We start from the raw sequence: 13393 nt of genomic DNA on the forward strand, positions 1-13393 counted from the left end.
TTTATTTTGACTAAACTGAAATAGTAAATATTTCACATAAAGGAAGGGGTGTGTCAAATTTCCTACTATTATTCTATTTGGCTATTTTTAGTAGAGTAATAGAAAAGCTTTTGAATTATTTATTTTAATAGGGGGAAAAGTGCGTGAAAAAGACTTTAGCATTAGTTTTAGCGTTTTTAATGCTATTTGCTAATACAGCAATGGCTGCTGCAGGCCCGTTAAATAAGCCTGCCAGAGACAAAAACGTAACTGTGAAAGAATCATTTAGTCAAGAAGAAGCAGAGAAATTTGCTCTTGATGAAAAAGTTCGTGTTATCGTAGAGGTGGAAGGTGCACCGGCGATTGAATACGCAACTAAACAAGGTAAGAAGTTTACTGAGTTATCAGAGTCAAAGCAAGTTGAATTACAAAACAAGGCTCTATCAGCTCAAAAAGATGTAAAAACTCTACTGAGTTCTAAGAGAGTAAAAATGGAATTTAAAGAAAGCTTCACAACAACTTTTAACGGATTCTCTGGTGTTGTTGAATATGGTAAGATTGCTACTATTGAAAAGCTTGACGGCGTTTCAAGCGTAACAATTGCAAATGAATACAAACTACCTGAGACAAAACCGGAAATGAAGTATAGTAAAGAATTAATAGAAGCTCAAAACGCATGGAACGACTATGGTTATAAAGGCGAAGGAATGATTGTCGGTATCATTGATAGCGGAATCGATCCAACACATAAAGATATGGTTTTAACTGATGAATCAACTGCTGCTTTATCAAAAGACGAAGTTGATGCGTTCATCGCAGAAAACAACCTTCCGGGTAAATATTACTCTGCAAAAGTTCCTTATGGATATAACTATATGGATGGAAATGCAGAAGTAAGGGACCTAGGACCGGGAGCTTCATTCCATGGTATGCACGTTGGTGGAACTGTTGCTGCAAACGGTGATGAAACAGCTGGTGGAATTAAAGGTGTTGCACCAGAAGCGCAATTATTAGCTCTTAAAGTATTCGGTAATGACCCGGAAATGGGATCTACTTGGGGAGACATTTACATCAAAGCTATCGATGATTCTATCATCTTAGGTGCAGATGTAATTAACATGAGCTTAGGTTCAACTGCTTCATTTGTTAATGAAAATGACCCTGAGCAACAAGCTATTGCGAATGCAGTAGATAATGGAGTATTAATGTCAATTTCAGCTGGTAACTCAGCTCATTTTGGTAACGGATTCTACAATCCATACGCATCTAATCCAGATGTAGGTGTTGTTGGAGCTCCAGGTTTATCTACAGATTCTTTACAAGTTGCATCTCTCGATAACAGTTTCATGGATTTAGATGGTGCTCAAGCAGTTTATAATGGTGTAGAAGCAGGGCTTCATCCTTTCTTATCTGCAAGTAGCGTACATCCAAATAGTGTGGCACAAAAAACGTTTGAAGTTGTTTATGCTGGATTAGGTATTAAGCCTGGTGACGTTACTCCAGACTCAGCTAATTACCAAAAATATAAGGATCACGATGATTTTGCCGGACTTGACTTAACAGGAAAATATGCACTGATTCAACGTGGTGAAATCGCGTTTGTTCTTAAGGCTCAAAATGCTCAAGCAGCTGGTGCAGCTGGAGTAATTATCTTTAACAACGCTGATGGTTATGTAAACATGCAAACTGATGCTGGTATAACTATTCCACAGTTATTCATGTTAAAACAAAATGGTGATGAATTAAAAGCTCAATTAGATGCTGGAGTAATGGTTGAGCTTTCATTTAACGGAGACGTAACTACAGCACCAAATCCAACAGCTGGAAAAATGTCTGACTTTACATCATGGGGTGTAACACCTAACCTTGATTTCAAACCTGAAATCACTGCACCGGGTGGAAATATTTATTCAACATTTAACGACGATCAATATGGTGTAATGAGTGGAACTTCAATGGCAGCTCCACATGTATCTGGTGGTTCAGCTCTAGTACTTCAACGTGTCAAGGAGGATTTCGCTGAATTAACAGGACAAGAAAAAGTTGAATTTGCGAAGAACCTTCTAATGAATACTGCAAGCCCTGTAAAGGATAAAGGAACTGTTAACAGTGGTGCAGCAGGTTCATTTGGACCGCTTTTACAAGGATGGGATAATCCGTATTCACCGCGCCGTCAAGGTGCTGGATTAATGCAATTGCACGCTGCATTAAGTACTCCAGTTGTAGTAACTGAAGCAACTTCTGGAATTGGTAAAGTTGCACTTAAAGAAGTTGGCGACCAATTTAGTTTTACGTTAGAAGCTACTAACTATTCTGACGAAACTGTAACTTATGATGTTGCTGCTAATGTCCAAACTGATTTTGCTCTATTGGGTGAACTTGGTTACTTTACAGCAGATGAATTAGAGTCACAAGAAATCCGTGGCGCAGTTGTAACACTTAATGATGGAAATACAGTAGTTGAGGTACCTGCGAATGGTACTGCAACAATTAATGTACAAGTTGACTTAACAAATGCAGAGGTTATTGACTATGGGGCTACTGGATTTACAACAACCCCAGTTGAGAATGTATTCCCTAACGGATACTTTGTTGAAGGTTTCGTTACTTTAACAGATTCTAGTGATGTTAATCCTGAACTATCTGTTCCTTATGTTGGCTTCAAAGGCGACTGGAACGCAGCTCCAGTTCTTGATGCATTAGCGTATGATGATGCAGAAGGTTATTCATTCTATGAATATGCTGCAATGCTTTACCAAGCAAAGGATGAAAAGTTCTACTATTTAGGACATAACCCATTTGCAACTGAAGATGACTATTATGGAAGAACTCTTGACCGTATCGCTATCTCACCAAATGGTGATGGAGAGCAAGATAACATCCTTCCATTATTATCGTTCCTACGTAATGCGAAAGAAGTAAAATACAATGTTTTAGATGAAGAAGGAAATGTACTACGTACAATTCGTTCAGAACAAAACGTAAGAAAGAATTACTACGATGGCGGCCTAGGCGCTATGTATTCTATTAAGACTGCAAGTGCTTGGGATGGAAAAGTTAAGAATAAAGTTGTAGCTGATGGTACGTATTATTATGAAATCGCGTCAACTATCGACTACGCTGGTAAGGATGCTCAAAGTGTTAAAGTTGCAGTAGTTGTAGATACAGTTGCTCCAACTATCGAGGCTACTCGTGATGGAGATACAGTAACGATTAATGCTGCTGACGATCGTTCAGGTTTATCATATGTTGAGGTAGTAGTAAATGGAGAATCACAAGGTCTTGTAACTCCTGATACAACTGAACTTGATGTAACTGGTTTATCTAATAATGAAGTAATTACATTAGTAGCTACTGATATTGCAGGTAACAGTTCAGAAGTAGTTCTCGATACAGAGGCTCCTTCGATTTCAGTAACTACTCCAGAAACTTTCAGCGTTATCAATACTCGCACTGTTGAAGTTAAAGGTACTGTTACAGATAAGGATGAAGTTACAAGCTTAACTGTTGAAGGAAAAGAAGTTGAATTAGTATGGAATGCTGAAAAGAAACACTATGCTTTTGAAACTACTGTGACTTTTGATAAGGACGGAGCACATCCGATTCATATCGTTGCTACAGATGCTAGCGGAAATGAAACTTCGCTTTCAAACAGCCGATTAGTATTTGTTGACACTACTGCTCCAGTATTAACAGTAGATGTACCATCAACTGTTGCTAGCAATGTTGAAACAGTTGATTTAAAAGCAACTCTTTCTGACAATGCTGAAGAATTACGTTATTTCGTAGATGGTAGTGAAGAATTCTTCCAAGAGCTACCTGGATATGATTTAAAACCGTTTACTAAGAATGTTACAACTACATTAACATTAGAGCCTGGCGAAAATACATTCTCACTTGAGTTGTATGACGTTGCAGGAAACAAAACAACTAAGGAAGTAACAGTATTCCGTGGTGATGTTGATCCAGAACCTGTTGTTAAAAACGGTTGGGAATTTGAGAACGGCAAATGGTTCTATTATACAAATGATGTGAAGAAGACTGGATGGTTATGGGATTCTTCATACAAATCATGGTTCTTCTTTAATAAAGATGGTTCTATGGCAACTGGTTGGGTACTAGATGGTGGCAAGTGGTATCACTTAAAATCAAATGGTAAAATGACTACTGGCTGGTACTATGATACTTCGTATAAGTCTTGGTACTTCTTAAATAACAGTGGTGTAATGGCAACTGGTTGGGTTTACACTGGTGGTAAGTGGTACTACCTATATTCAAACGGTAAAATGGCTTACAACACTACTATTGGTGGTTATAAGTTAGGTTCAGATGGTGCTTGGATTAAGTAATATCTGATAAACTAGAAATTAGACTTTCCGAAAGATTCCTTTCGGGGAGTCTTTTTTTATTGAATATAAATATTCAAATTATGAATGCTGGTTATTAACGGGATTATTTTGTTGATTCATATTTCTACAAAATTCGAGAAAATCACTAAAATATCCGTTTACATATATATCTTTATATGCTAGCATGAAAATGTATTCAAAAAATGAATGTTCAAAAAATGAATACGTTACTGATTCAATAGTAGGATATAGGGGGAAGAGCATGAAGGCTGAGGTAGCTAAAACAAAAACACAAATTCCTCAAGAAGGAAAACAGCGGAAGAGAAAGTTGCCTTTTACATTGGTTCTTTTTTTATTCCCTGCACTACTACCGTTATCAATCTTTTGGATTTATCCAATGATTAATTCCTTATACATAAGTATGACAAACTGGGATTATATGAGCCCGGATTATGATTTCGTAGGTTTGGAGAATTATAGCCAATTGTTACGGGATCCAATCTTTTATGAAGTTCTTGGAAATACAGTTTATTTTACTTTGGGAGTAGTATTGCCAACCGTATTTGGCGGGTTATTACTTGCACTCTTACTAACGAGATCAAAAAAAGGTATGGGGATATATCAAACATTTATATTCTCACCATGGGTGACTCCAACCGTAGCCGTTTCCATAGTTTGGTCTTGGATTTATGAACCTGAGGTTGGCTTCGCAAATTGGATATTATCACTTTTCGGTTTGCCTGCGTTAGCATGGACGAGTAGTACAACATGGGCAATGCCAGCACTGATTATTTTAACGATCTGGAAGGGTCTTGGTTGGGTTATGATTTTCTATGCTCATGCTTTACGAAAGGTACCTGAACATCTATATGAAGCTGCGTCATTAGATGGGGCGTCAAAGTTTCGCCAATTCATTGATGTCACACTGCCTTTAATTTCGCCCACTAGTCTGTTTTTAATTATCATCACAATGGTTGATACGCTACAAGCATATGACCAAATACAGGTACTCACACAAGGAGGACCAGCTGGTGGCACAAGAACAATCCTATATATGTATTATCAAGCAGCATTTGAAGAATTTAATATGGGGAAAGCAACAGCTGTTGCAATTGTGCTTGTAATCATAACTGCACTCCTATCATTTATTCAATTCTTTCTTTCAAAACGATGGGTACATTATTAATAGGAGGTGATGGGATTGAAACTGACTAGTTATAGCTTAAAAGCTCTAAAACATCTTTTTTTACTATTTATCTCATTAGGAATGATATTTCCGTTTTTCTGGATGGTTGTTAGTAGCTTAAAAACAAATGATGAAATATGGCAATTCCCGCCAAAGTGGTTCCCGGAGAACCCAGACTGGGGTCATTTTATTGATGCTTGGATAATGGCGCCATTTGATATGTATATATTTAATAGTATTTTTACAGCAACATGTATTGTGTTGATCCAGGTTATTAACTCTGCATTGTTTGCATATGCGATAACACAATTTAATTTTAAAGGGAAAAATGTGTTGTTTTCAATTGTATTAGTAACGTATATGTTACCATCCGCAGCAACCTATGTACCTAGTTATGTTATATTAGCAGATTTAGAGATGTTAGATACATATAAAGGACTTATTCTCTCGAATGCAGTTAGCGTATTTGGAATCTTTTTATTTAGGCAGGCATTTATGCAGGTTCCAAAGGAACTCATTGATGCTGCAAGAGTTGATGGTGCAAGTCATTGGACGATTGTCTGGAAGGTAATCACACCATTAACGAAGCCAACATTTATTACCTTTATGCTAATTAGCTTTGTACAGAACTATAACAGTTATTTATGGCCATCATTAATTATGAATAGTGAAGAAAAACAACTAATAACAACGGGATTAAGACAATTTTTTATACAAGAAGGAGCATATGGGCTTCAATGGCCGCTTATTATGGCTGCTAGTACATTCGCAGTTCTTCCATTATTACTATTATTTGTATTTGCACAAAAATGGTTTGTTTCAGGAATTAGTGATCAAGGAGTAAAAGGATAAAAGGGGGATATAAAATGAAGAAAATTAAACAATTAACAGGAATCATTCTCATAGTAATAGCATTGCTTGTTGGATGTTCCTCGGGAGAAAAAACGGCAAATAAAGATGGGAAAATAGAAATCGAATTCTGGTATGGACTAGGTGGCAAATTAGGTGAAAATGTAGAAAAAACGATCGCCGAATTCAATGAGGCACAAGACAAAATCAAAGTAATCGGTGTAGCACAAGGTGACTATGATGAAACATTACAAAAGCTTCAAGCTGGTATAGCTGCTAAAAAAGTACCTGCGGTTGTTCTGCTTGAGAACGACCCGATGAATAACTTAGCTAAAAAGGGTGCTTTAGCAAGCATGAGCGATTATATAGAAAAAGATAAAGAATTTAAACCTGAAGAATTTGTTTCAGCCTTTTATAATCAAGGAACCATCGATGGAGAGCAGTATTCAATCCCGTTCTATGGAACAACGCAGGTTATGTATTTCCGAAAAGATATCTTTGAAGAACTTGGTCTTTTACCTGATGCGCTGAAAACCTGGGAAGGTGTAGCTGAAGCATCCCAAACAATTAAAGAGAAAAAAGGTATTTATGGCTGGGAGCCAATGTGGGGTTCTGGTAACCTAATTGATGCTGCATTAAGCCGCGGTGCGAAATATATCAGTGAAGATGGAAAAGAAGTTCTTATTGATTCACCAGAGTGGGTAGAAGCTTGGGAATTTTTTAGGAAAGCTATTCATGAAGAAAAGACAATGGCAATTCAGCATGGTGGTCAAGGCTGGGAATATTGGTATAAAACAATTGATGATGTAATGCAAGGTAGAGCGGCAGGATACACTGGTTCAAGTGGTGACCAGGGAGACCTTGATTTTGAAATTATTGCAGCTCATCCACAACCAGGCTGGGAAAGCCATGATGCTGCACCACATGCTGCCGCTCATATGGTTGCAATACCAGCAATTGCTTCTGAAGAAGCACAAGCAGCAGGTTTTGAATGGATTTCATTTTTTACAAGTGCAGAAAAAGCAGCAGAATGGTCCATGAATTCTGGTTATATTGCAGCTAGAACGACAGCTCAGGATGTCCCGGCATTTAAGCAATTTGCTGAGAAAAATCCACAGATTCTGGTTCCTTTACAGCAAGCACAAACTGCAACACCGCCATTTGTAGATCCAACTGGCGGAAAGATTTATGATGCACTTTCAAAAGCTGCGGACAAAGTGGAGATACAGGGAATTCCGGCATCACAAGCGTTAAAAGAAGCAAAAGAAGAAGCGCAACGTGCGTTAGATGAAGTTAATAAGTAATTGAAAAATGGAGGGTAGCTGGAGATTCGTCTTGGCTACCCTAAATTAATAGAAGAAGGGTGGAATTATGGATGTCTATTAAAAAGAGAGAATTTACCGGAATAATAAATGAACCAATTCATGTGGTAGGAATAGATATTGATGAAAATTATGAATGGATGAATATTAAACTTTCTTTTTCAAAAAAAGGTTGGTATTCCATCTTTCTTTGGGGACCAGAGCAACAACTACGTGCACAAGTGTTATGCATAGAAGCACTAAAAGAGGTAACTATTACTTCTGATCCAAATCAAACAAGTTTTTCTGCAACACCTGGATTAATTTCAGCTGGCGAATGGAAGGTTGAAATAAGTGCGCATACTTATCAACAAGCCCCAGCGTACTCATTTATTGTTGAATATGGTAAAGAGAATCGGGAAAAAAGTAATTCCGAAACAGACAATTGGTGTTCAGCGCAATCGAAACCTGGACTTACTCTAGATTTATACAAATCTAATCAAGTATTTAATCAGGTAGCGGGTTGGTATAAAGGAGACTTTCATACTCATACAAATCTTTCTGATGGAAAGCTTTTACCTGAAGAAGGTATGAAACAAGCAAAAAAGATGGCACTTGATTACTTTGTAGCAACAGACCATAATATCCTTCCAACTAAATGGGTGAAGGATGAGGTTTTAGTAATGCCAGGAATCGAAATTACTTCCTCAAAAGGCCATTTCAATGCACTTGGTCTAACTAAATGGATTGATTGGCGTTCTTCTTCAAATGATGGTGGTATGGAGTCAGAAGAAGGTATGAATCGAATTATCAGGGAGGTTAAGGAAACGGGTGGGCTTGTTAGTATTAACCATCCTTTGCTAAAGCCTTGGGAGTGGCAGTTTCAAACCACTCCACTCCAAGATATCGATACTATCGAAATATGGAATGACCCGACATATGATGATAACCCTAAAGCAACAGAAGGCGCATTTGTTTTATGGGATAGCCTATTAAATGATGGATACAGAATATATGGAATCGGTGGCTCAGACTCTCACTTACTTCCTACAGAGAGCTATAAAGAAGGAGGTCCACCTTCTGTAATTGGTGACCCTGCCACGGTTGTGTATGCTGAAAATCTATCAAGCGAAGCAATTCTTACGGGCGTGAAAAATGGCAGAGCATACGTAACAAGAGGACCATCTCTCGATATTTCGATAAAAGCAGATGAAGAGGAGCTGTTGCTTGGAAGTCAACTACCCGAAGAAGTTAATACAGTCATGTATTCCATTTCCTACGATAAAGTTCAAGAGGATTCTTATGTAAGATGGATCCATAATGGCAAAGAAATAGCCACAAGTCCAATCAAACAAAAAGGGACGATCACTAAACAATTTGTGCTTGATAAACCATACTGTTGGCTGCGTTTTGAGATTAGAAATAAAGATAAAGAACTCCTTGCATTTGGAAACCCAATATTTAAAGGTTTAAAAGAGGTATCCCTTGTTACATGGGGAGAGTTGATGAAAAAGGCTGGTATGTAAAAAAGTTTTTTTAGATATAAGACTAGAATAAATGATTAAACACAAAGAGGCCCCTGCTTTTCGGGACCTCTTTTCTATTGTATCCAGACTCCATTTGAGTCGATTTTATAGTTATTGATAACTGTGTTAGTAGCCATTTCACCGTTAGAGTAAAAATAATACCATGCGCCATTAATTAGTCTCCAACCAGTAAACATTGAACCTGAGGAATCAAGGAAATACCACTTATTGTTATCTTGGATCCAACCAGACAACATCTTTCCGCTAGAAGAAAGATAATACCAGTTATTTTTGTCTAAGACCCAACCAGTTTTCATTTCTCCTGTAGACTGAAGGTAATACCAATCCTTCTTATCTAAAGTCCAACCGGTTTTCATAGCTCCATTTGAATCTAAGAAGTACCATTTTGAATTGTCTAGAAGCCAACCTGATTTCATGGCGCCACTTGAAGTAAGGAAGTACCATTTCCCATTTTGAAACAGCCAGCCAGTTTTCATTGCCCCATTTTCAGTGAGATAGTACCAGGTGTTGTTTTCTTTCAACCAGCCCTTTACGAGTTCGCCATTTGAATCATAGTAATACCAAGATCCATTCTTGTAGTTCCAACCACCTGTCACTTGTTCGGTTACTTGAGTGGTATCGTCTTTTTTAGGGCTCTGTGCCAGGCCATATCCATAAAAAGAATCTTTTCCAGTTTGGCCTAGATCTATTGCTCCCTGTTGAAGTTTTTCTCGTAACGCGACATTAGATAAGGTTGGATAAGCATTCTTAAGTTGTGCTAAAATCCCAGAAATAAACGGAGTAGCCATTGATGTACCGTTAAACGTTACGTACCCGTTTCCGATATAGGTACTTAAAATGGATACACCAGGTGCTGCTATTTCAATAGTGGAGCCAGTCGCAGAAAAGATTCCACGGATATTATTTTTATCTATAGCAGATACTGCTATTACAGAAGGGTATCGTGCTGGAAACTCCACTGTATCATTATTCCCATCAGCACTGCCGTTATTACCAGCCGCAGCAACAACCAGGATTCCGTGAGCATATGCTTTATCAACAGCGGCCTTTAGGAGCATTGAATGCTCGGTGGTGGCTAAACTCAAATTAATAATATCCATTTTATTTGTAATTGACCAATTAATACCTGCAACAATCTCAGATACATACCCACTACCTTCCTGATCTAAGACTTTTACAGCATAAATGGACGATTCGGGTGCAACACCAATAACACCGATTCCATTATCTAACGCACCAATAATACCAGCAACATGTGTACCATGTCCGTTATCATCTTCATATGAGTTTGTATAAGAAACAAACGAGATTCCACCTTCAATCCTAAGGTCTGGGTGTGCCGAAATACCGCTATCGAGAACAGCAATTTTGATCCCTTTTCCAGTTAACGTAGAATTCCAAGCACTCGGTGCATTAATAGAAGCTATACCCCAGTCTATTTGTTGAACTTGTTGCTCAATTAAGAGGTCTTCTTCAACCGATATTATATTTTCATCTTGTAACAGTAATGGAATTGCTGAAACTGGAACTTCAGCCGATACTGCCTGAAGTTGGTCATATTTGAATAAGATTTCTCCATTTAGTTTCTTAATAGCTTTTATATCAATTTCTTCTTTAAAAAGGATAAGTACATTTGAAGAATCATTTGCGATAGCAAGAGGAGAATTGGATAGTAACAGAAAAGCAACCATTACAAAAGTGATAATTTTTTTCATCATATCTCCCCTTTTCATGTAATATGAAATAAATATAGTAAAATAGTAAACGAATAGCAATGGGAAAAAAAGAGAGAAAAAAAGATTATGTGGAAGCCCACATAATCTCAATTTAGGTTATAGAAAAATGTTTAAACTTTACTAAACGTATAATTGTACCTGTGGTTTTTCTACTATTTATGGAACCCAATATCCGTATACTGTATTAAAGTAATACCATGTTCCACCTATAATTTGCCAACCAAATAGTTGTTTACCACTAGCATTAAAGTAGAACCAGTTTCTGTTAAAGTTATTGTAATACCAGCCCGTATGCATTTGTCCGCCATCATAAAAGAAATAGTAATCTCCATTAATGTAAGAATAGCCAGTAAACATATTGCCATATGATGAACTAAAATAATACCATTTGTTGCCGATATATCTCCAACCAGTTACAAGAGTTCCATCTGCGTTGGAGTAATACCAATCATATCCATCGTATTTCCAACCAGCAGTTGTCACCATCGCACCACTAGGAGTGAAGTAGTATAGTTTATTAGAAATCTTCCTTGGACCGGTCGTCATTTCTCCATAGCTTGGGTCGAAATAATACCATGTACCACCAATTAATTTCCAACCAGTAGCAACTGTTCCATTAGAATTTGTATAGTACCAATCATATCCATCAAATATCCAAGCAGCTTTTGATGCCATTGCACCGTTTGAGTGGAAATAATAAAGAGTGTTCCCTACATAAGTTGGATACGTAACCATGTCTGAATATTCGTCAAAGTAATACCATTTGCCTCCATCTAATAACCAAGATGATTCTTTTAATGCACCAGAGGAAGCAGCATAATGCCAATACCCATAGCTATCAAGAATCCAGCCAGTCTTCATTGCACCAGTATATTCATCTAGATAGTACGTTTTTCCGTTGTCGTTAATTACGCCAGTAAGCATGTAACCATATGAAATGTAATACCATTTGCCACTAGAACTAATCCAACCAGAAATGCTCGTAGAACCATTACTATCTAAGTAATACCAATCACCATATTCATCAAGTACCCAGCCAACACCTAACTCTCCATTAGGTTTAAAGTAGTGCTCTGTCCATGCGCCAGTTTTTTCGTTATATATTTCAAACCAGCCTGTTACCATTGAATCATTGAAGTAATAGGTTTTTCCGTTTATTACTTTCCAGCCGAAAACTTGCTTTCCAGATGAATCAAAGTAATATTTCGTACCGCCATCAGTAGTTAACCAGCCAGTTACCATGTAGCCGTCAACCATATTGAAGAAATACCAGTCATATTCACCAGTCGATGAGTTATAAAAACTCTTCCAACCAGTGATCATACCATAATCAAAATAATAAGTTTTGCCGTTAATGACTTGGAGTCCGTTTAGAAGCTTACCATTTTCATCAAAGTAATACGTATATCCATTCTCTTTGAACCAGCCAGTTACCATTTGACCAGAGCTGTTATCAAAGAAGTACCAATCATAGGAACCAGTTGATTGGTTGTAGATCTCATACCAGCCAGTTACTACGTAATCATTAAGATAGTAGGTTTTTCCGCCAATAACAATCAAACCTGTTTGTTGTATCCCGTTTTCATCGAAGTAATATTTATAACCACCGTACGTAACCCAGCCTGTAAGCATATATCCTTCAGTTGCATGAAAGAAGTATGTTTCATATTCCCCAGTGTTTACATTATAGATATCATACCAGGTAGTAATCATATAATCATCGAAGTAATACTTTTTATCATCAATTGTTATCCAACCCTCTTGTTGGACTCCATTTTCATTAAAATAAAACTTCTGACCTCCGTGGGTTAGTAAACCAACTGCCGCAGATCCATCTGAAGGATTGAAGTAATAAGTATCATTCAGACCGGTTGTCTCATTGTAAAAGCTCAACCAACCGCTTGCTCTACCGTAGTACTCATCAATATAAAACTTTTTACCATCTAATGTAAGCCAGCCAATTACTTTTTCTCCATTCGAATTATAGTAGAAATAGTAACCATTTTCCTGAACCCATCCTGTTTCGTATTGTGGTTCTGCAGGTTCTGTGACGCTAGGTTCTGGAACTACCGGTTCTTCGACCTCAGTTTGCGCTGGTTCTTCAGTACTCGTGCTATCGTCAGAAGGAGTTTCGTTATTTGTGATCTCTACTGAACTATCATCTGACGTTGCTTCACTATCTGTTTCAGCATAACCAACCGCTGGAACTAGAAGTAAAGCTAATAGTATTGAGAATAAAAGCTTCCTCATTTATTGACCCCCTATTTACAATATATTGAAATCATATCAAACTAGTAAAATAGTCGCAATCAGAAAAAACCTGTTATGTGAAATTTTAGTAGACGATTTAACAAATTGTACTAAATCCTGTTTAAAATCGTTCTTTTTTTACAATTATCTTCAAGTTAATTTCCTGAATTATACTATTCTGATTATTTTTTTGATA

7 protein-coding genes are annotated in these 13393 nt (G+C 37.3%); 5 read left to right on the plus strand and 2 right to left on the minus strand.

Annotated elements, in window-relative coordinates:
• The first annotated feature begins 143 nt into the window (after positions 1–143).
• From AB3M96_RS06080 to AB3M96_RS06100, 5 genes are all read left to right on the plus strand, one after another.
• Positions 144–4328 carry a S8 family serine peptidase gene (locus tag AB3M96_RS06080; RefSeq protein ID WP_412966688.1) on the plus strand — a complete coding sequence of 1395 codons (4185 nt, stop codon included), beginning with the start codon at positions 144–146 and terminating at the stop codon, positions 4326–4328.
• A 262-nt stretch (positions 4329–4590) separates the two neighbouring features.
• Positions 4591–5514, plus strand: coding sequence for a carbohydrate ABC transporter permease (locus AB3M96_RS06085; protein ID WP_412966689.1), 924 nt, complete (start codon positions 4591–4593; stop codon positions 5512–5514).
• Positions 5515–5529: 15 nt separating this feature from the next.
• Positions 5530–6366 carry a carbohydrate ABC transporter permease gene (locus AB3M96_RS06090; RefSeq protein WP_412966690.1) on the plus strand — a complete coding sequence of 279 codons (837 nt, stop codon included), beginning with the start codon at positions 5530–5532 and terminating at the stop codon, positions 6364–6366.
• Positions 6367–6380: 14 nt separating this feature from the next.
• On the plus strand, positions 6381–7667 hold the full coding sequence (locus AB3M96_RS06095) for an ABC transporter substrate-binding protein (RefSeq protein ID WP_412966691.1): 1287 nt from the start codon (positions 6381–6383) through the stop codon (positions 7665–7667).
• A gap of 71 nt (positions 7668–7738) precedes the next feature.
• Complete coding sequence (locus AB3M96_RS06100; RefSeq protein WP_412966692.1) at positions 7739–9190, plus strand: CehA/McbA family metallohydrolase; 1452 nt, start codon at positions 7739–7741, stop codon at positions 9188–9190.
• Between the two features lie 74 nt (positions 9191–9264).
• On the opposite strand, the gene AB3M96_RS06105 is transcribed toward AB3M96_RS06100, so the two are convergent.
• Together AB3M96_RS06105 and AB3M96_RS06110 are read right to left on the minus strand one after the other, a co-directional pair.
• A complete protein-coding gene (locus AB3M96_RS06105) occupies positions 9265–10926 on the minus strand; it encodes a S8 family serine peptidase (RefSeq protein WP_412966693.1) in 1662 nt (553 codons plus the stop codon).
• Between the two features lie 177 nt (positions 10927–11103).
• Positions 11104–13197 (minus strand): hypothetical protein, encoded by a 2094-nt coding sequence (locus AB3M96_RS06110; protein ID WP_412966694.1) that lies wholly within the window; start codon positions 13195–13197, stop codon positions 11104–11106.
• Positions 13198–13393: the final 196 nt, after the last annotated feature.

Origin of the sequence: Ferdinandcohnia jepli (assembly GCF_047246645.1) — a bacterium.
Classification (GTDB): Bacteria; Bacillota; Bacilli; order Bacillales; family Bacillaceae_L; genus Ferdinandcohnia.